The organism is Burkholderia sp. 22313 (genome assembly GCF_052045245.1).
Taxonomy (GTDB): domain Bacteria; phylum Pseudomonadota; class Gammaproteobacteria; order Burkholderiales; family Burkholderiaceae; genus Burkholderia.
Map to the genome: position 1 here is coordinate 1 of NZ_JBQEON010000091.1, position 581 is coordinate 581.

Sequence of the window (581 nt, forward strand, 5' to 3'; positions counted from 1 at the left end):
CGAGAACGGGTGGATGTGATGCGCGGCGTCGAGCGCGCGGTATTCGGCGGTCGTGCGCGCGGCGACGGATTCGTTGGGTTCGGTCATGTTGACTCCGCTGGTCGATGCCGCACGCTTACACGTGCAGCAGAAGATGCCGGCGCTCCCACGAGCTGATCACGCGGAAGAACGCCTCGTATTCGGTTTCCTTCAGCGCCAGGTACGCCTTCACGAACTTGTCGCCGAGAATGCCCGCGAGCGGCGTGCACGCGGCCATCAGCGAGATACCCTCCTCGAGATTGCGCGGCAGCTGGTACGGCAGGTCGTAGCCGTCGGACGCGATCGGTTCGGTCGGCGCGAGCTGCTGCGTGAGACCGAGATAGCCGGCCGCAAGCGTCGCGGCGAACGCGAGGTACGGATTGCAGTCGACGCCCGGAATGCGGTTCTCGATGCGTCGCGCGACCGGCGTCGACTGCGGAATGCGAAAGCCGACCGTGCGATTGTCGTAGCCCCACTGCACGTTGATCGGCGCGGCCATGAAACGCGACAGCCGGCGATACGAGTTGATGTACGGCGCGAAGATCGGCATCAGCGCGGGCGTG

1 pseudogene is annotated in these 581 nt (G+C 65.7%); it reads right to left on the reverse strand.

Going from position 1 to position 581, the window contains the following annotated elements:
- Positions 1-115: 115 nt before the first annotated feature.
- Positions 116-581 (reverse strand): annotated as a pseudogene (locus ACTJKF_RS31415) (glutamine synthetase); the annotation flags it as partial.